At 66.1% G+C, this 16,690-nt stretch carries 15 protein-coding genes; 4 read left to right on the top strand and 11 right to left on the bottom strand.

Annotated elements, in window-relative coordinates; genetic code table 11:
- Window positions 1–7 precede the first annotated feature (7 nt).
- Complete coding sequence (locus tag ACZ60G_RS04615) at window positions 8–949, top strand: helix-turn-helix transcriptional regulator (RefSeq protein WP_465807271.1); 942 nt, start codon at window positions 8–10, stop codon at window positions 947–949.
- A 239-nt stretch (window positions 950–1,188) separates the two neighbouring features.
- On the opposite strand, the gene ACZ60G_RS04610 is transcribed toward ACZ60G_RS04615, so the two are convergent.
- Complete coding sequence (locus tag ACZ60G_RS04610) at window positions 1,189–1,875, bottom strand: SGNH/GDSL hydrolase family protein (RefSeq protein ID WP_465807269.1); 687 nt, start codon at window positions 1,873–1,875, stop codon at window positions 1,189–1,191.
- Window positions 1,876–1,883: 8 nt separating this feature from the next.
- A complete protein-coding gene (locus tag ACZ60G_RS04605) occupies window positions 1,884–3,299 on the bottom strand; it encodes an MFS transporter (RefSeq protein ID WP_465807267.1) in 1,416 nt (471 codons plus the stop codon).
- Between the two features lie 104 nt (window positions 3,300–3,403).
- Here ACZ60G_RS04605 and ACZ60G_RS04600 point away from each other — a divergent pair, with 104 nt between their 5' ends.
- Window positions 3,404–4,018, top strand: a complete 615-nt coding sequence (locus tag ACZ60G_RS04600) for a TetR/AcrR family transcriptional regulator (RefSeq protein ID WP_465807265.1) — start codon at window positions 3,404–3,406, stop codon at window positions 4,016–4,018.
- A 10-nt stretch (window positions 4,019–4,028) separates the two neighbouring features.
- On the opposite strand, the gene mhpA is transcribed toward ACZ60G_RS04600, so the two are convergent.
- The 4 genes from mhpA to ACZ60G_RS04580 are packed head-to-tail and all read right to left on the bottom strand — an operon-like array spanning window position 4,029 to window position 9,532.
- The gene (gene mhpA, locus ACZ60G_RS04595; RefSeq protein WP_465807263.1) at window positions 4,029–5,561 is read right to left on the bottom strand and encodes a bifunctional 3-(3-hydroxy-phenyl)propionate/3-hydroxycinnamic acid hydroxylase MhpA; all 1,533 of its coding nucleotides are present in this window, start codon (window positions 5,559–5,561) and stop codon (window positions 4,029–4,031) included.
- Between the two features lie 22 nt (window positions 5,562–5,583).
- Window positions 5,584–7,461 carry an acyl-CoA synthetase gene (locus ACZ60G_RS04590; protein ID WP_465807261.1) on the bottom strand — a complete coding sequence of 626 codons (1,878 nt, stop codon included), beginning with the start codon at window positions 7,459–7,461 and terminating at the stop codon, window positions 5,584–5,586.
- A 2-nt stretch (window positions 7,462–7,463) separates the two neighbouring features.
- The gene (locus ACZ60G_RS04585; RefSeq protein WP_465807259.1) at window positions 7,464–8,402 is read right to left on the bottom strand and encodes a fumarylacetoacetate hydrolase family protein; all 939 of its coding nucleotides are present in this window, start codon (window positions 8,400–8,402) and stop codon (window positions 7,464–7,466) included.
- The gene (locus tag ACZ60G_RS04580) at window positions 8,399–9,532 is read right to left on the bottom strand and encodes a VOC family protein (protein ID WP_465807257.1); all 1,134 of its coding nucleotides are present in this window, start codon (window positions 9,530–9,532) and stop codon (window positions 8,399–8,401) included. The genes ACZ60G_RS04585 and ACZ60G_RS04580 overlap by 4 nt, the downstream gene beginning before the upstream one ends.
- Window positions 9,533–9,658: 126 nt before the next feature.
- Here ACZ60G_RS04580 and ACZ60G_RS04575 point away from each other — a divergent pair, with 126 nt between their 5' ends.
- Entirely contained in the window at window positions 9,659–10,315 is a 657-nt protein-coding gene (locus tag ACZ60G_RS04575; RefSeq protein WP_465807256.1) for a TetR/AcrR family transcriptional regulator, read from the top strand.
- Between the two features lie 2 nt (window positions 10,316–10,317).
- Here the strand turns inward: ACZ60G_RS04575 and ACZ60G_RS04570 are convergent, their stop codons facing one another.
- From ACZ60G_RS04570 to ACZ60G_RS04560, 3 genes are read right to left on the bottom strand one after another with little or no spacing between them, the layout of a single operon-like run.
- A complete protein-coding gene (locus tag ACZ60G_RS04570) occupies window positions 10,318–11,454 on the bottom strand; it encodes a 2Fe-2S iron-sulfur cluster-binding protein (protein ID WP_465807255.1) in 1,137 nt (378 codons plus the stop codon).
- Window positions 11,455–11,466: 12 nt separating this feature from the next.
- Window positions 11,467–12,954, bottom strand: a complete 1,488-nt coding sequence (locus tag ACZ60G_RS04565) for a phytoene desaturase family protein (RefSeq protein ID WP_465807254.1) — start codon at window positions 12,952–12,954, stop codon at window positions 11,467–11,469.
- On the bottom strand, window positions 12,951–13,367 hold the full coding sequence (locus ACZ60G_RS04560; protein WP_465807253.1) for a nuclear transport factor 2 family protein: 417 nt from the start codon (window positions 13,365–13,367) through the stop codon (window positions 12,951–12,953). The genes ACZ60G_RS04565 and ACZ60G_RS04560 overlap by 4 nt, the downstream gene beginning before the upstream one ends.
- A gap of 114 nt (window positions 13,368–13,481) precedes the next feature.
- On the opposite strand from ACZ60G_RS04560, the gene ACZ60G_RS04555 reads away from it, so the two are divergent.
- Complete coding sequence (locus ACZ60G_RS04555; RefSeq protein ID WP_465807251.1) at window positions 13,482–14,075, top strand: PadR family transcriptional regulator; 594 nt, start codon at window positions 13,482–13,484, stop codon at window positions 14,073–14,075.
- Between the two features lie 307 nt (window positions 14,076–14,382).
- Here ACZ60G_RS04555 and ACZ60G_RS04550 read toward each other — a convergent pair whose 3' ends face one another.
- Entirely contained in the window at window positions 14,383–15,183 is an 801-nt protein-coding gene (locus tag ACZ60G_RS04550) for a sirohydrochlorin chelatase (protein WP_465807617.1), read from the bottom strand.
- Between the two features lie 106 nt (window positions 15,184–15,289).
- On the bottom strand, window positions 15,290–16,579 hold the full coding sequence (locus ACZ60G_RS04545; protein ID WP_465807249.1) for a sulfate adenylyltransferase subunit 1: 1,290 nt from the start codon (window positions 16,577–16,579) through the stop codon (window positions 15,290–15,292).
- Window positions 16,580–16,690: the final 111 nt, after the last annotated feature.

The following is a 16,690-nucleotide window of genomic DNA, read 5'->3' as shown; positions in this document are numbered from 1 at the left end:
TGTGCTCATGCGAGCAGACCGATTGGTGGCGACCCTGTTGCTGATGCAAACCCGCGGCCGGGTGACGGCTTCCGAGATCGCCGCCGAACTCGAGGTATCGGTCGCAACCGCGCGCCGCGACCTCGAGGCGCTCTCGGCCGCGGGAGTTCCGGTCTATCCGCAGCCGGGCCGCGGCGGCGGCTGGTCGCTGGTCGGCGGCGCGCGCACGGATCTCAGTGGCCTCACCGAACCGGAGGCTCGCGCGCTGTTCCTGTTGGCGGGCCCGTCCGCGAGCGCGGTGCCCGAGGTGAAATCGGCGCTGCGCAAGCTGGTGCGCGCGCTCCCACAGACCTTCCGCACCGATGCGGAGGCCGCGGCCGACGCGGTGGTGATCGATCCCGCGCGCTGGGGTGAGCACGATCAGACCCGGCCGCAGCTCGTCGCATTGCTGCAGCGCGCGGTAGTCCAACGCCGCAAAGTGCAGCTGACATATGAGCGGGCGGGGGAGCGCACCCGGCGCGTCGTCGACCCGTGGGGCTTGGTCGACAAGGACGCCATCTGGTATCTCATCGCAGGCACCGATCGTGGCAGGCGCACCTTCCGCATCGATCGCATCGTAGATGCCACGATCACCAACGAAATTGCCCGCCGCCCTGCGGATTTCGATCTGTCCACCGCCTGGGCGGAGGTGGTCGGCGAGGTCGAACAACGTCGTGCCGCCACATCCGCCACCGCACTCATTGCGCCGCAACTACTTCCGGTCCTGCGCAAGCAGCAGGGGCGGCACTGTGAGGTGGACGGTCCGGTTGCCGACGGTCGCGTTCAGGTCCGCATCACCGCACCGACACCGCGCATGATCGCCCAACAATTGGCGGGTTGGGGTGCCGAAATCGAGGTGCTGGCACCGCAATCGGTGCAGGCCGAGTTGGCCCTGCTCGGTGCCGAGCTCGTCGATCGATACGGTGAGTGACCGCACGGCGAACTGAATCTTGCGTTCGGTTCGTGGATTGCGAATGATCGTGATGCGTGCTTCCTGATGACCGAAATCGTGATAGGGGATTCGGCGTTTGCGAACGCCGATCAGGTATCCGGCTCGGCGGTTTGTCAGCGCCGAGAAGATGCCGCCCTCGGCGGTCGCAGACGTCGAGGAGAAGACCACCGGGCCGCGTACGCAGATCAGCTCGAACGCGGCCCGGTGCCGGGTTTCGATCAATGCGCGGGTTCGGGCAGCAGTCCGTGCAGTGCGCGCAGCATTTCGGTGGCCACCACCGCATGACCGCTCATCGTGAAGTGAATGAGATCGGCGCTCATCACATCCGGCCGCAGCCGCAGCGGATGGTCCCAGAACTCCACCAGCACGGCGTCGTAACGAGCGGCCAATTCGCGGGTGATGTCGTTGAGCGCCGACATCCGGTCCCGCATCGGTCGCATCGGCGCCATCCGTTCCGCCTCCCACACATCGGCGAGGGTGAAGGTGCTCACCTGTGCCCCGCCGCGGGCAAGCGCGCCGAAGATCGCATCGAGATTCGTGCGCAACTCGTCGAGATTGCCGCCGGGAGTGAACAGATCGTTTCCGCCGCAGCTGATATGCACCAGGTCCGGTGCGAATTCGAGCACCTGCGGCAACTGATCGGCGCGTACCTGCGCGGACGTCGCGCCGATCCGGCCGGTATTCAGATATGCCAGTGCGGGATTCGCCGCCGTCAATACCGCGGCGACGCGATCTGCCCATGCGGCGGTGTCGTACCCGGGGCTCGGATCGCCGACGCCATGCGCGATCGAATCACCGAGTACCGCATAGCGCTGCCAGGGCGCGTCGGCGAGCAGTTCGAGTGCGGCGGTGTTCGACAACAGCATCGGGTCGTTGGCTTCGGTACGAATATCGTTGTGCGTCACGGTGACTCCTAGCTCTGGGTAGGAACGGCAGCAGGGATGCGTGCCGGAATCGCGATAACCACTGCGGACGCGATACCGATGCCCGCGCAAACTGCGAACAGCGTGTGGAAGGCCGCCAGCGCATCGTCGGCATTGGCGGCGAAGACCGCGGCCAGCACCGCGACACCGAGCGCACCGCCCACCTGCCTGGCGGTCAGATTCATCCCGATCCCGGCCGCGAAGCGTTGCGGCGGCAGCGAACTCGCGGCGGCGGTACCGAGCACCGTCACGACGATCCCGACGCCACCGCCACCGAACAGCCCGGCCGGTACCCACGCGGACCAGAGAGCCGGTGTCGGCCCGAAGGCATCGGTGCTCATCCACACATTGGTGCCGGTGTACATCAGCGCCCCGAGAACACCGAGCCAGCGCCGCGTGCTCGCCGCCGTGACACGACCGGCAATCGTCGCGGTCACCATCGAGGACACCGCGCCCACCGTCAATGCCGCGGCCGAGCCGAGCACCGAATACTGCCAGATCGCATCGAGGAACAGCGGTCCGGCGAGCAGCCAGGCGAACATGGTCGCACCGAACACGAACGAGGCGGCGTTGGCCAGCGCATACGGCCTGCTCTGCCACAATTCGACCGCGATGGCCGGATTGTGGTGGCGCACAGAGCGAATCAGCGCGGCCACGATCAGCAGTGCGCCGACGCCGAGTACCGCGAGTGTGCCGGGTGCGGTCCAGCCCCATCGCTGTCCCTCGGTCACCCCGGCGACCACGCCGCCGAGTCCAACGGCAATGGCGATGGTCCCGACAGGGTCTGGCAGCGCGCTGCCGGGCTGACGGATATCGGGCACGGGAATGCGCAGCCCCGGCGCGATCAGCACGATCGCCACCGGGATATTGACGACGAATACCGCTCGCCAGCCGAAGGTCTCGACCAGCGCGCCGCCGATCGCCGGACCGACCACCGCGGCGAAACCGCCTGCGGCAGACCAGGCTCCGATGGCCGCACCGATCTTCTCGCGCGGGGTGACGGTGAGGACGAGTCCGAGTGCGGACGGCACCATCAGCGCCGCCGTCGCGCCTTGCAGCAGGCGTCCGGCAATGAGCCAACCCGCGGTGGGGGCGAGTCCGCACAGCAGGGATGTCACGGCGAAACCGGCCAGTGCGATCAGGAACAGCCTGCGCCGTCCGAGGGTGTCGGCGAAGCGGCCCGCTGGGGTGAGCAGTGCCGCGAAGGCGATGGCATACCCACTGACCACCCAGGTCAGCGTGGTTGTCGCGGTACCGGGAAAGTCGCGGGCGATCGAGGGAAACGCGATGTTGACGACGGACAGATCCAGGAAGGCGATGAACGCTGCGCCACAGGCGATGACGAGCGTGCGCACGGCGGCCTTCGAGGTCGGCGGACTGTCGGTCCGCTCGGACACTTCGGTCATGAGGAGATCCTTCGGTGAGGCGAAATCTAAACGTACGACCGTTCGTGCAATAAACGTACGACCGTACGTTCGTATTTGCAACCCGGAAGTGGAAGAATGGCGTCATGGCCGAGTCGACAACCACCGCGCAGGGCACCGATCAGCGCCTCGCCAAGGGCGCCCGCTCCCGGGCCTCGATCGCCAGACATGCCGCCGACGTGGCCTCCATCGAGGGGCTGACCGGCCTGAGCATCGGCCGTCTCGCGACCGATCTCGGCATCAGCAAAAGCGGCATAGCCACCCTGTTCGGCACCAAGGAAGCGCTGCAGGTCGCCGCGGTGAAGGTGGCCCGGGAGGCCTTCGTCGAACGAGTGATCGCGCCCAGCCTCAGCGAACCGCGCGGCTTACCCCGCCTGCGCGCCATCATGGACCGCTGGTTCGACCACATCACCGACCCGACATTTCCGGGCGGCTGCTTCCGGGTGGCTACCATCGCCGAATTCGACAGCAAGCCCGGCCCGGTCCGCGATGCCATCGCCGAGGATCGCAGCGAATGGCTCGACTTCTTGGCCAAGCAGATTCGGCACGCACAGGAACAGGGCGATCTCACCGGTCGCGACGCCGATGCCATGGCTTTCGAATTCGACGCGGTGATCAGCGCGGCCAATACCGCCCTGCAGATGGGTGATGATCGCGGTGTCGCCACCGCGCACACCATCGTGAACGGGCTGCTGGGCTGAGATCCGCTGCTTACGCGTCGGGACTCAGCACGGGTGAAGAATCACCCGGAGCGGATGCCTTGAATCGCGGCAAGTCGGCGATGAGGTCGGACAGCTGACGGCTGGTTCGCTGCACTGTGCCGTCGGGACGGATCAGGGCACCGCGTCCGCGCCTGAGCCAGCGTCGCAACGCACCCTGAGCGATGACGATGACACCGCCGCGCTTTTCGATCTCGCGCCGCTGTGCCGGCGTCGGCTGGACAGCGGTGACGATCGCGAAACGGCCCGCCGCGATATCGTCGAAGCGATGGCCGTCGAGGAGTGCGTTCGGGACCAGTTTGCCCGCCAGCCCACGGTAAAAGCGATGCGCCACAACAAGTTCGGATCGGTGCAGCGGCGGCGTCTGTCCGTTGGTGACCAGTTCGGCGAAGCCGGGCAGGTGGTGCAACCGCGGCGCCAGGAGGCGGCGCAGCAGATTTCCGAACTCACCGCAGTCGGTCATGGCCCGTCCGGTGAACTTGGCCAGCCGGATCATGGCGTGCGCGTGCGGTTTTCGTTCGATTTCGTAGGTATCCAGGACGCTCGCCGACAGGTCCTGGGCGAGGACGCCCGCGAGCTTCCAGGCCAGGTTGGTCGCATCGCGTAGCCCAGCGCCCATGCCCTGGCCGATGAACGGTGGGGTCAGGTGGGCGGCATCGCCGAGAATGAACATCCGGCCGGAACGCCAGCGGTCGGCGAGTTGAGCGCGGAAAGTGTATTCGGCGACGCGCACGAGCCGGAGTTCCTCGGATGGGGTGTTCCCGGTCCACGGCGCGATCAGTGGCCGCAGGGTCGTCAAATCGCTGTAATCTGCGGCGGCTTCGCCGGGGCGGAGTCGGAATTCCCAGCGGTAGCGAGTCGTTCCGATCCGCATGTAGGTCGCGGCTCGAACCGGGTCGCAAACCTGGTGTACCCCCTCCCATTCCCCGAAGTCGGCAGCGGTATCCACATCGACTACGAGCCAGCGCTGTGCGAAGTTCAGATCGCGCATCGTGGCTCCGATCGCGGACCGGACCACGCTGTTGGCGCCATCGCAACCCAGTACATATTCGGCCAGAACCGACTCGGTGGCACCGGTCACGCGATCGGTGAAATGGATACGAACACAGTCGTTTTCCTGCTTCACGCCGACGACCTCAGCGTTGCCGCGGAGGGTGATGCCGGGATACCGCCGCACATTGGCGCGCAGGATTGCTTCGAGTTCCGGTTGGTCGAACAGGTTCGCCTCCGGGTAGCCGTTGGCGCCGCCCGCCGGATCGCGATCGAATTGGGCGAGTACCCGCATATCGGGGTCGATCAATCGCAGGCCCAGCGCCGGACGCGAGATCGCGTCGAAGTCGTCCCCGACGCCGAGACGGGCAAGTATCCGGCGGATTTCGCCGTCGAGATGTACCGCCCGTGGCTGCGGATATATGCCGTCCCAGCGATCCAGCACCAGGGTTTCGATGCCGTATTCGGCCAGCAGTGTCGCGGCGGTGAGGCCCGAGGGGCCCGCACCGACGATCACCACCGGAACCGAGTTCATCGACTCGCTCCGATCGCGAGATTCATTGCCGGACCACGACTTTCCAGCGGATTGCATACCGGCCGAGGATTGCGGTGGCGACACCGTCGGAGGCAGCGTCCAGTTCGACGGTCGCGACGATCGCCCCGTCTTCTACTGCCGCTGTGACGCTGTGCACTCCGGCGACCTGCTCGAGTGCGTCCTGCAGTTCACGTCGAGTCGCATCGGCGCGCAGCCCGAGCTTGTAGGGCTTACCGACATCGGTAACCGGCAAAGCATCCAGGACCACAACGGATTTCGGCACGGCCGCTCGCTCGGGCGCCCGTTCGCTGGCCCACGTGAGCAGTTCCGACTCGGTGACATCGGCATCGGCTTGGAGCGTGACATAGGCGACTGGTACTTCACCGGCGTGGACATCGGGACGTCCGACGGCACCGGCCCCGGTCACCTGCGGATGTGACAGCAGTGCGTCCTCGATCAGCGCCGGGTCGATATTGTGCCCGCCACGGATGATGAGATCCTTGGCGCGGCCGTGCAGATGGATGAAACCGTCCGCATCGATGTGGGCGAGGTCACCGGTATCGAGCCAGCCGTCGACCATGGTGCCGAGCCCGTCGAGAAGGTGGCCCTGCTCATTTCGGCCGATCACATACCCGGCGAAAACCGTTGGGCCACTGATCTCCAGCACGCCGATCGCACCGGCGGCCAGCGGCTCCCGGTCGCCCGCGCGCACCACGCGCACCTGCTGGTAGGGCATCCGCTGCCCGACCGCACCCGGTCGCGGCCGGTCCGGATAGCTACGGGCGCTCGCGCAGGTCGCCTCGGTGAGTCCATAGCCTTCGAGCAGGGTGACACCGGTATGCGTCTGGAAGTTCGTCCGCACCGCGGACGGCAGCGGTGACGCGCCGACCATCGCGTAGCGCAGACTGCTGATGTCGGCGTCGACGGGGCATTGCGCCAGGACGGCATATACGGTCGGGACCGCGCTCATCGCGGCAATGCCATAGTGCGCCACGATCTTCCAGAATTCGCCGTACAGCGCGAGATCGCGGTAGCCGAGCGGACCGGCCCAGACCACCGGCTGCCCCTTGAACAGCGGCGCGAGCAGCGTCACCACAAGGGCATTGACATGGAACAGGGGGAGTGCGGCGAAGATCGTCGCATCCGCGTCGAGCAGGGAGTTGGCGGCGATCATCCACGCATTGGCGATCTCGCCGGAATGGGTGTGCGCGGCCAGTTTCGGCACGTCGGTGGTACCGCCGGTGTGGAACAGCGCGGCCAGATCGTCGGATGCCGGGAGCTGTCCGGCGAAGGCGGTCGAATCGTCCTCGGCGGCAAGCTCATTCAGGTAGCCAATATGTACACCGTCGAGCACAGGTAGTGGGTGCGGCTCGGCAGCGCCGGTGGGGCGCAGCACTAGTACGGCGTCGAGCAGCCCGTCATTCGCCAGGGCAAGTGCGGATTCCCATGTGTCGGTGGCGAGTTCGGGACCGGCCGCGATCAGCACTCGGGCACCGGAGCGGCGCAGCAGTTCCGCGATATGCCGACCGGACATCGCACCATTGATGGGTGCGGCGATACCGGCCAGCTGCGCGGCGAGCGTCGCGGGGATCAACTCCGCGCAGTTGGACGCCATCAACGCGACCGCGTCGTCGCGTCGGATACCGAGCCTGTGCAGCAGATTCGCATAGCGGTGTACGTCGGACAGGAGCTCGGAGTAACTGCGCTGCAAGGGTTCTCGCCACCGGGCCGCCTCCGGCAATACGGTGAGCGCGTTTCGATCGGGCCAGAGTTCGGTGGCCCGGGCCAGCAATGCGTAGGTCGATTCCGGCAGACCACGCTCGGCCAGCGGCCGGGATTCGATCTCGGCCAGGTCGCCGGGGCCCGAGTAACGCGGCCACAGCAGATCCGTTGTCGTCATGTTCACCGCGCGTACCGCACAACCGTACGCTGGCGACCCAGATCGATCGCGTCGTCGTCTGTAGCCACCGTGGCCTCGATGATGTCGCCGTCGCGCAGATACTTCGGGTTCTTGGCCTGCCCCTTGAAGAACAGCTTCCACTTCGTCGTCGCCGGGAGCAGCGAGGCGATGATCTCGACCGGTTTCGGCGGGGCGCTGATCGCGGTGCCGATCGGGGTGCCGGTGAGCAGCAGATCACCCGCATCGAGTCGCTGGAATCGGGTCAGCGCCTGCAGCGTCTCGACGGGGCTGTAGATCATATCGGCGACCGTCATATCCTGGCGCGCTTCACCATTGACCCACAGCCGCAACCGCAGATCGGTGAACCGCTTCAACTCGTCGGCATCCAGCAGCACCAGCGCCGGCCCCACCGGTGTGAAGGTCGGATACGACTTCGCCTCGTAGAACTGGGTTTTCGGCAATTGCACATCGCGCGCCGAAACATCATTGGTGACAACGAGTCCGGCGACGTACTCGGCGAGATTGTCGGCGGTGATCGCGGTGCCGACCGGCATCTCCTTACCGAAGACCAGTCCGATCTCCACCTCGTAATCCAGCAACTGCACGTGCGCGGGCCGGATGACATCGTCGAGCGGTCCGCTGATCGAACCGGAGGATTTGCGGAAGAACGTCAAGGGCACAGTCTCGGGGTCGCCGCCCGAATCCCGCACGTGAGATGCGAAATTCGTCATCTGCGCGACCACCCGGCACGGTGCGGTCACCGGTGACATCAGCGCCAGGCTCTCGACGGGGACGATCTCGGTACTCGACGCAGCCGCAGCCAGCGCTGCTCGGTCGGCGAGCAACTGACCGGTGGTGGTCGCAGCGGTATCCACCCGCGCGGCCCCCGCGGATGTCGACACCCACCAGGCATCGGCGGTACGGAGAACGGAAATACTCATGATTTGGCAACTTTCAGTAGACCGCGCAGGCGGCGTAGATCGAATTCGTTGTCCGCACGCAGCGCGTCGAATATGCCGCGCAGTTCGCGAACCGATTCCCGGCCGGGTTTGAGGCCGAGGAAGTCCTTGGTGGCGGGCGGTCCCCATTGGGCCAGCCCGGATGCGGTCATCGGCGCCCAGCCGGGCTCCAGCGTGCTGTCGAACATGTCGCCATCGCTGAAGTGCTCGACCAAGAACCCGTCCGGATCGCGCCAGTAGTCGAAGATCTGGCTGCCCTTGATATGCCTGCCGATGCCCCATGACCGCTGGTAACCGTGGTCGAGCAGATATTCACCACCCGCGGCCAGGGCATCGAGGTCGGCGACCTGATAGGCGGAGTGCATATACCGGTTGACCGGGCCGAGCGACAGCGCCAGCGTGTGGTGGTCGGCGGGGGTGCGGCCGCGGTCGCAACGGATGAAGCTCATGACCGGGCCGCGGTCGCGTTGACCCGAGTAGTAGTGGAAATCGCTGACGATCAGACCCAGGTGTTTCAGATACCAGTCGAGCGTCTTCCGATAGCGGGTCGTCTGGACCACCACATGCCCGAGCCGCTGCACCTGTGCCGGTTCCCGCGGCGGGCGTTGGGTCCGGTTCATGCGCGGCGTTTCGTGGCCGAAATTGAGGGTGTGTGGCCGCTGGGCGGGCAGGGCGGCGAGCACATGCGTATCAGCGACCACTCGCACCCGCAAACCGCTCGGGTCGGACAGGTCGACGGAGAAACCGCCGATACTCTCCGGCAGCGGCGCTGGCTCGGGTCCGGTGGCCTGCGCGAGCCGGAGCAGATCCGTGGATGCCGCCGCCTGGAATGCGGGGCCGATGAACCTCGACCGCGAACCCCGGCGAATGACCACACACGGTGCGCCCGGGTCTGTGCCACGCAGCTGCAATTCGTCGGCGGTGCGCAGCACGGTCGTGAAACCGAAAGCGCAAGCGAAGATTTCGGCGGCGGCCAGGTCGGGCTTCTCGAACTCCAGCCACGCCAGATCGTGCACCTTGATGATCGGATTCCGGGCACGTCCTGGATGCTCACCCGCCTCGGCGCCGAACTCGCTGTGCAGATCCGCGTGCGGGTCGTGCTGGTCGATCATCGGCCTCTCCCTTCAAGTAACTGAATATATCGTCACTTACGAGGGTGCCTTCAGTCAAGATTTTCTGAGGAATTCGTCATTACTGAGTCGACAGGTTAGGATTGCGAGATGGACCAGGGAGAGGTGATGAGCGAGCAAACCGGTGCCGAACCCAATCGTTTGGAGCGGCGAAAAGCACGTACCCGGGCAGCGCTGGTCAGCGCGGCCCAGTCTTTCCTCGCCGCCGGGAAACCGAATGTGCCGATCCTGGAGATCACCCAGGCCGCCGATGTCGGGATGGGATCGTTCTACAACCACTTCGAAAGTCGTGAGGATTTGTTCCGCGCCGCGATCGAGGAGGCGCTCGATCGACATGGCTCAACCCTCGACGTGCTGACCGAGGGCATGGACGATCCAGCGCATATCTTCGCGCAGAGCTTCCGGTTGACCGGTCGTCTGCACCGCAAAAATCCCACGTTGAGCAAGGTGCTGCTCAATCACGGTCTGGCCCTCGTCAGCTCCACGAAGGGCCTCGCGCCCCGCGCGCGCCGCGATATCGATGCCGCAGTGCGCGCGGGACGGTTCCAGGTCCGCGATGTGGAGCTGGCGATGACCATCGTCGCCGGCGCCTCGCTATGCCTCGGTCAGCTCCTGCACGACAATCCCGAACGCGACGATGCCGCGGCCGCGGACGAGGTCACCGAGGATCTGCTGCGCATGTTCGGTATTCCGCCGGACGAGGCGCGCGAGATCTGCGAGCGACCGCTGCCGCCGATCGACACGTTGCCGGACACTGCCGCCTGAGTTCACAGATCGATTTCCACATCGCTGATCGGGTAGGCCACGCAGGAGTGGGTGTAGCCGAACTGCTCGTCGGACAGTCGTAGTTTCGCTTCCTCGGCGGTGTGTACCTCGCCTTTGACGATCCGCACCCGGCACAGGCTGCACTCACCGGATCGGCATGCGGCCTCGGGCCGAATACCGTTGTCCTCCAACGCATCCAGCAGTGGCCGGTTGCGTGGCGTACGGAAGCTGGTGCCGCCGATGGTGACGGTCACCTCCTCGGCGGGATCCACGTCGGCGGGCCAATGGGGTTGGGCGGCCGGGTCGCTCGGTGCGCCATTGGCTTCGAAGCGGATTCGCTTGCGTGGCTGGCCGAGTGCGCGGAGTTGTCCGAGCGCGTACGGGTAGAGCGCCTGCGGGCCGCAGACGTAGACCATGCGGCCGTCGAGTTCGCCGGTCGAAGCCCGGATCGTGTCGGCGGTCAGGAATCCGGTGGGCCCGGTCCAGTCGGTGTCGGGTTCGGTGATGACGTGGTCGACGACGACACCGGGATATCGGGTGGCGAGTGCGTCGAGTTCGGCGCGGAAGATGATGTCGTCGGCGGAGCGGGAGCCGTAGACGAGGTGGACCGTGCGGTCCAGATCGTGGTCGACGATCTCGCGGATCATGCTCATCGCCGGGGCGACACCGGAACCGCCCGCGAGGAATACCAGGTCGTCGCCATGGAAGAGCGGGTTGTGGTGGAAGGTGCCCATCGGCCCGGTCGTGGTGAGGACCTGCCCGACCTGCACCGCGTCGATGAGCAGATTGCTGATGCGTCCGCCTGTAACGCGCCGCACGGTCAGGTCGTAATGCTCGAGCATGGTGGGGCTCGAGGAGATGGCGTACGGGCGGCTGGTGCCGTCGACGAAGACATTGACGTACTGTCCCGCCAGGAACGGCGGCAGTTCGAGTTGGTCGACACCCTGGAGCCGGAAGGTTTTGGTGGTCGCGGTCTCGTCGATGATCTCGCTGACGATCAGCCGCAGCCGCTGGGGGTGGTAGGCGTCGATGGCGGCGCGGGTTTCGGCGGGGTGGTCGCGGGTGTCGGGGATGCGGGAATCGATTTCGACGAGGATCTGTGCCGCGCCGTCGAAGCGTTCTGCGAGGTGATGTTTCATGATGTGCTCCGTTCAGGCGGACTTGGCGCGCAGCAGCCGGCGCGCGACGCGTGCGCCGGCTTCGAGAGTGGGCTGGAATCCGCCCATGCCTGCCCACGAACCGGCCAGATGCAGTCCAGGAATGTGGGTTTCGCGTTCGCTGTTGCGGAACAGCCAGTTCTCGGTGGCGTCTTGGTCGTAGCCGTAGATCGTGCCGCCGGGGTGGCCGAGGTAGCGCATCATGGTCAACGGTGTTGCGACATCGACCTCTTCGATCGCATCCCGGATGCCGGGGGTGATGGTTTCGCACAGGTCGAGCAGCGTTTGGGCATAGGCGAACTTGGTGCGCGCGTATTCCGACGGTGCCACATTGCGCCAGATATAGCCGTACTGCAGGGTCATCAGGCTGACATGGGTGGTGCCGGTGGGTGCGAATCCGATCGGCGCGACATCGTAAGAACTGACGCATATTCCGCGCGCGGGCTGGAAGGAGCGCCACGCGTCGTAGGTGCGGTCGTCGTCGGTGTCCATATTGACGAAGGTTGTGCTGGTGGTGAACCCGAGTTCGGCCGGGGTGGCGTCCAGGCCCATGTGCAGCACGAAACCGGATACGCCGATTCGCCTGGTGGCCAGATCATCTCGTAGCGCAGCGGGCAGATCGATGCCTTCGAGCATGCCGTAGGTGGTCGGCAGCGAGGCGTTGGACACCACGTCGCGTGCGGTGACCTCGGTGCCGTCATCGAGCCGGACGCCCAGTATCTGGCCCGCATCGGTGAGGATGGCCTCGACCGCGGTGTTGAACCGCACCTCACCGCCTGCCTGCAGGAAGGCGTCGAGGATGGCGGTGGACATGGCTTGCGAGCCGCCGCGCAGATGCCATGGCTTGAATTCGAAGTAGGCGAACAAGGTCAGCGCCAGATCCTGGAACCGCAGCTTCGACGGCGGCTGCCCGAGATAGGTCCAGTACATGCCGAGCGCGACCTTGATCCGGTCGTCGTCGAAGAACTCGTCGAGCACCGCCTTCAGCGGCCGCAGCCCGTATTCGAACAGCACCGGATCGATCTGCTCGACCGGCATCCCACGCATGGCGGCGATCTGCCAGAACGTCACCTGTTTGAGCAATTCGAAGAACTTCGCCGTCCGGTCGCGGTTGCCGGGGAACTCGGCTTCGATAGCGTCGATCGCGGCATCCCAGTCGGCGGGCAGCGTGAGGTCGAGTTGCCCGGGAATCACCGCGCGGTACAGGTCGTGCTCCTGTACGAATTCCAGCTTGCCGGCGATACCGAGCTGCTGGAACAGCCCTTCCCGCAACGACATCGGCTGCCCTTCGGCACCGACACCCGAAAGTTGATGCAGCGCAACCTCGAATTCGAAACGTCCACGGCGGAAAGAAGTTCCGCAGCCGCCCGGAACGTTGTGCCGTTCAAGCAACAGAGTTCGCGCACCCGCGCGCTGCAAGGTGGCCGCGGCCGTCAGCCCGGCATTGCCCGCGCCGATGACGATGGCGTCGTAATCGGTCACGCCTGCGCCGCCGCACGCTGAATCTGCTCGGTGGCCTCGGCCTTGATCTGCTCGAACTGTTCGCCCATGCGCGCGGCCAACGCCTGCGCGGCCGAGAGCGGACGCACCATCACCATGAGGTCGTCGATCTTGCCGTGCTCGTCGAAATGCAGGAAGTCGCATCCGGTGAGCTGCTTTCCGTCGACGGTGGCCTCGAAGACGAAGGCGTGGTCGCGGCCATTCGCGTCGGCGATCTCGCGTACGTAGCGGAAGTTCTCGAATACGCGGATCACCCCGCGCAGGATGGCCGCGGTGATCGCCTTGCCCGGATACGGCTTGAACGCGACCGGACTGGTGAACACCACGTCGTCGGCCAGCAGCGCCTCGATTGCGGCCTCGTCGCGGGCCTCCACGGCTGCACGGAAGGGATGCATGGCTCCACCTTTCATAGTCAATTATTTGTCTAACGTTATCCGTGTATGTACCCGAGTGTCCATAGTCGACTAGACAAGAAGTTGAATAGTCATCGAGACTGGTAGCCTGAGCGGGTGGCGTTACGTGACGCGGTACTGGCCGCTCTGCTGGAAGGGGAGGCGTCCGGCTATGACCTGGCCAAAGGCTTCGATGCCTCGGTGGCCAACTTCTGGATGGCCACGCCCCAGCAGCTGTACAAGGAACTCGAGCGGATGGCCGCCGAAGGCCTGATCGAGACCCGGGTCGTGCAGCAGGAACGTCGTCCGAACAAGCGCCTGCACGCGATCACCGCGGCTGGGCGAGCCGCGCTGCGCGCGTTCATCGCCGAGCCCGCCAAGCCGACCGCCGTCCGCGACGAATTGATGGTCAAGGTGCAGGGCATGGACGCCGACGATGCGCCGACCGTACGCGCCGCGGTGGCCGAGAAGCTGGACTGGTCCAGGGCGAAACTAGCCCGCTACGAACGCTTGCGCGCCCGGCTGCTCGACGAGCGCAGCGAGCAGGCGTATCTGGCCGAGACCGAGCGCATCGGTCCCTACCTGACCTTGCTGCGCGGAATCTCCTTCGAGCAGGAGAACATTCGCTGGGGGGAGTTCGCACTGGCCGCCATCGACCGGCGCATCGCTTCCGGATCCACGACCGCGGCCGACTCGATCACCCCGCGGTGAGGATCGCCGGACCGTATTCGGTGAGCGCGTCCCAGTCCGTCCCCCGAGTCTGATGCGGCCTCCCCGCATGGCGCGGTGTGCCAGAATTCGCGGGTGCGCAGTCCCGTGATCGACGTTGCGGTGGGCAGCGATATCGGCAGGCGCTATGCGGCGAATTTCGATCAATGAAATGTAGTGGCCCTGCAGAACATTGCCCGGTACGGCGCACCGAGCTGCCAACCGCCTGCGCAGCGGATCAACCTGAGGTGCTAGGTCGTTCGGCAGGTAATCGCCTCAGGCGTGGAACTGTTCGGAGGCCGTCCGCAGATCAGGCAGACAGGCTCAAGGCGCCGGAGAGTGCGGTGTCGTAGCGGTCCCAAACGATTTCGGTCAATGCCGTATCCGGCCCGATGACCTGCGCATGCACCACCTCGGGTGCGGCGGCCACCAGGCGGTCGGTCAACAGCCCCGGCGCGAGGAACCACGGCGCCACGAGTATCCGATCCGCACCCCTGGCGCGCAGACGCGAAATCGCCTGGGTGACAGAAGGTTCGGTGGTGGCGAAGCAGACCTCGGTGAGCCAGCCGGTCATCGCCGCGAGTTGTCGCGCAACCGCGCTGGTCCGCGCATTCGCCGCCGTCGATGCCGCCCCAACTGCGGCTACGACGACCCCCAGTCGTTGCCGCGGCCGTACATCACCCGCAGCCGGACTCAGCGCGGCCAGGCTGCGGTCGAGGAGGGTGGTGATGAGTCGCGGGTCCGGCCCGAGAACGTCGGCTTGCGTCAGCATGAGTTGGGGGTGGGCCGCGCGGGCGGCAGCCAGCAGTCCCGGTAGATCGACCCGCGCGTGATAAGCGCTGCCCAACAGCAACGGCGCTACGACCGCATGCGTGTGCCCTTGCGCGGCAACGGCATTCACGACCTTCTCGACCGACGGCGCATTCAGATCGAGGAACGCCAGCCGCACATCGATATCCGGCCGGGCGGCGGCGATATCGGCGACGACCGCCGACATCGTCGCGGCCGAGCGCGGATCCCGACTGCCGTGCGCCACCGCGATGAGCGCAGGCCTGGGCTCCGCGTATACGCCGATCGGTGTGGCAGCTGTGACCCGGACGGGCCCGAACATCGGTCTATTCGGTCCGCGTCCGTGGTCCGACAATCGCTCCAGCTCCGCCCACATGGATCCGCCCGGTAGCCGTGCCACCGAGCCGATACCACCGGGCGAATTCACCTCAGACTCCGACCTCGACCGCGGTCAGCACGTCACCGACCAGACCGGCGGCGAGGGTATTGCCGCCCGCCGGATCGATGAGCAGGAAGCTGCCGGTGTGCCGGTTGACGCGGTAGTCGTCGGCCGCGATCGGCTCGGCGACGCGCACCGAGATGCGGCCGATATCGTTGAGCGCCAACGACTCCGGGCTCGCCTGCGCGGTCAGGTTCTGCTCGTCGAACCGCTCGACGAGCGCGCCGACGATCGCCTGCGTGGTGCGGGTGCCGTGCTTGAGCAGCAGTCGCGCGCCTGGACGCAGCGGCTTATCGCCGAGCCAGCAGACGGTCGCGTCGAAGGAGTCGATCGGCTCCGGCGCATCGGCGGGGGAGGCGATGATGTCACCGCGCGAGATGTCCACATCGTCGGCCAGGATCAGCGTGACGCTGCGGCCGACCTGTGCGACGGCGAGCTCACCATCGGGGGTATCGACCCGCTCGACGGTGGAACGAATGCCCGACGGCAGCACCACGATTTCGTCGCCCGGCGAGACCGAGCCCGCCGCGATCTGACCCGCGTAGCCACGGTAATCCGGGTATTCGGCAGTGCGCGGACGGATCACGTACTGCACCGGGAAGCGCAGGCCGATCGCGTGCTCGCCCGAGCTGTCGGCGTCCACCGGCACCGATTCGAGGTGCTCGATCAGCGATGGCCCGTCGTAGTACGGGGTGTTCGCCGAGCGCGAGGCGATATTGTCACCGTGCAGTGCGGAGACCGGGATCTCCAGCACATCCTCTGCGGCCCAGCCGAGCGTGCTGGTGAGGGTGTTGAATTCGGCCGAGATCGACGCGAATACGGTCGCCGGGTCATCGACCAGGTCGATCTTGTTCACCGCGAGCACCAGCTTCGGCACGCCGAGCAGCGCGAGTACCGCGGCATGCCGACGGGTCTGCTCGATGACGCCCTTGCGCGCGTCGACGAGCAGGATCACCAGCTGCGCGGTAGACGCGCCGGAAACGGTGTTGCGGGTGTACTGCACATGCCCGGGCGTATCCGCGAGCACGAAAGACCGCTTGGGCGTCGCGAAGTAGCGGTAGGCGACATCGATGGTGATGCCCTGCTCGCGTTCCGCGCGCAGCCCGTCCACGAGCAGCGAAAGATCCGGCGTGGCAAGACCTTTGTCCACCGACGCGCGGGTGACGGCGTCGATCTGGTCGGCCAGTACGGATTTCGTATCGTAGAGCAGGCGTCCGACCAGGGTGGACTTACCGTCGTCGACAGAACCGGCGGTGGCCAGCCTCAGTAGGTCGGACATATCAGAAATATCCCTCTCGTTTGCGGTCTTCCATCGCGGCCTCGGACACTCGGTCGTCACCCGCCCAGGATTGGACACTGTGCGCCGCGCTCGGTCCGGCGAGTAACTCGG

Source organism: Nocardia sp. NPDC102475, from assembly GCF_055584605.1.
This window is presented reverse-complemented; position numbering and strand designations above follow the sequence as displayed.

Bases quoted from the DNA above. Each gene is read 5' to 3' on its own strand.
- ACZ60G_RS04545 (WP_465807249.1), bottom strand. From the start codon at position 16,579: ATGTCCGACCTACTGAGGCTGGCCACCGCCGGTTCTGTCGACGACGGT.
- ACZ60G_RS04580 (WP_465807257.1), bottom strand. From the start codon at position 9,532: ATGATCGACCAGCACGACCCGCACGCGGATCTGCACAGCGAGTTCGGC.
- ACZ60G_RS04560 (WP_465807253.1), bottom strand. From the start codon at position 13,367: ATGCATCCCTTCCGTGCAGCCGTGGAGGCCCGCGACGAGGCCGCAATC.
- ACZ60G_RS04615 (WP_465807271.1), top strand. From the start codon at position 8: ATGCGAGCAGACCGATTGGTGGCGACCCTGTTGCTGATGCAAACCCGC.
- ACZ60G_RS04550 (WP_465807617.1), bottom strand. From the start codon at position 15,183: ATGTTCGGGCCCGTCCGGGTCACAGCTGCCACACCGATCGGCGTATAC.
- ACZ60G_RS04570 (WP_465807255.1), bottom strand. From the start codon at position 11,454: ATGAAACATCACCTCGCAGAACGCTTCGACGGCGCGGCACAGATCCTC.
- ACZ60G_RS04575 (WP_465807256.1), top strand. From the start codon at position 9,659: ATGAGCGAGCAAACCGGTGCCGAACCCAATCGTTTGGAGCGGCGAAAA.
- ACZ60G_RS04605 (WP_465807267.1), bottom strand. From the start codon at position 3,299: ATGACCGAAGTGTCCGAGCGGACCGACAGTCCGCCGACCTCGAAGGCC.
- ACZ60G_RS04590 (WP_465807261.1), bottom strand. From the start codon at position 7,461: ATGACGACAACGGATCTGCTGTGGCCGCGTTACTCGGGCCCCGGCGAC.
- ACZ60G_RS04585 (WP_465807259.1), bottom strand. From the start codon at position 8,402: ATGAGTATTTCCGTTCTCCGTACCGCCGATGCCTGGTGGGTGTCGACA.
- mhpA (WP_465807263.1), bottom strand. From the start codon at position 5,561: ATGAACTCGGTTCCGGTGGTGATCGTCGGTGCGGGCCCCTCGGGCCTC.
- ACZ60G_RS04600 (WP_465807265.1), top strand. From the start codon at position 3,404: ATGGCCGAGTCGACAACCACCGCGCAGGGCACCGATCAGCGCCTCGCC.